This is a genomic window from Meiothermus luteus (assembly GCF_003574085.1).
Lineage (GTDB): Bacteria > Deinococcota > Deinococci > Deinococcales > Thermaceae > Meiothermus > Meiothermus luteus.
Map to the genome: position 1 here is coordinate 1 of NZ_QWKZ01000203.1, position 1222 is coordinate 1222.

The 1222-nt window shown below is 58.8% G+C and carries 1 protein-coding gene; it reads left to right on the forward strand.

What is annotated here, in order from left to right; all coding sequences use genetic code 11:
• Positions 1 to 4 precede the first annotated feature (4 nt).
• Positions 5 to 1222 (forward strand): elongation factor Tu, encoded by a 1218-nt coding sequence (tuf, locus tag Mlute_RS15265; protein ID WP_119361347.1) that lies wholly within the window; start codon positions 5 to 7, stop codon positions 1220 to 1222.

The following is a 1222-nucleotide window of genomic DNA, read 5'->3' on the forward strand; positions in this document are numbered from 1 at the left end:
AGTCATGGCCAAGGGCGTGTTTGAGCGTACGAAGCCACACGTGAACGTAGGGACGATTGGGCACGTGGATCACGGGAAGACGACGTTGACGGCGGCGATCACGTATGTAGCGGCGGCGGCGAATCCGAGCGTGGAGGTGCAGAACTACGATCAGATTGACAAGGCGCCGGAGGAGCGTGCGCGGGGGATTACGATCAATACGGCGCACGTGGAGTACGAGACGGCGAAGCGGCACTATTCGCACGTGGACTGTCCTGGGCACGCGGATTATGTGAAGAACATGATTACGGGTGCGGCACAGATGGACGGGGCGATATTGGTGGTATCGGGTACGGATGGGCCGATGCCGCAGACACGGGAGCACATATTGTTGGCGCGGCAGGTGGGGGTGCCATACATTGTGGTGTTTTTGAACAAGATTGACATGGTGGATGATCCGGAGCTGTTGGATTTGGTGGAGATGGAGATTCGGGATCTACTGAACCAGTACGAGTTTCCTGGGGATGAGACGCCGATTATACGGGGTTCTGGGCTGAAGGCGCTGGAGCACATGATGGCGAACCCCAAGACGCAGCGTGGGGAGAACGAGTGGGTAGATCGGATATGGGCGTTGTTGGACGCGATTGATGAGTATATACCGACGCCGCAGCGGGATGTAGAGAAGCCGTTTTTGATGCCTGTGGAGGACGTATTTACGATTACGGGGCGGGGTACGGTAGCGACGGGTCGGATTGAGCGTGGGAAGGTGAAGGTTGGGGATGAGGTGGAGATAGTAGGTTTGCGGGAGACCCAGAAGACGGTGGTGACGGGTGTGGAGATGCACCGGAAGACGCTGTCGGAGGGGATAGCTGGGGACAATGTAGGGTTGCTGTTGCGTGGGATTGGTCGGGAGGACGTGGAGCGGGGGCAGGTGCTGGCGAAGCCTGGGACGGTGACGCCGCACACGAAGTTTGAGGCGTCGGTGTACGTGCTGAAGAAGGAGGAGGGGGGACGGCACACGGGATTTTTCAGCAACTACCGGCCGCAGTTTTACTTTAGGACGACGGACGTCACGGGTGTGGTGGAGCTGCCGAAGGGTGTGGAGATGGTGATGCCTGGGGACAACGTGACGTTTACGGTGGAGCTAATCAAGCCGATTGCATTGGAGGAGGGATTGCGGTTTGCCATCCGGGAGGGCGGTCGCACCGTGGGTGCGGGGGTGGTGTCCAAGATCATTGAGTAA

Excerpts from the sequence above, each read along its gene's own strand:
- tuf (WP_119361347.1), top strand. The coding sequence starts at position 5 with ATGGCCAAGGGCGTGTTTGAGCGTACGAAGCCACACGTGAACGTAGGG.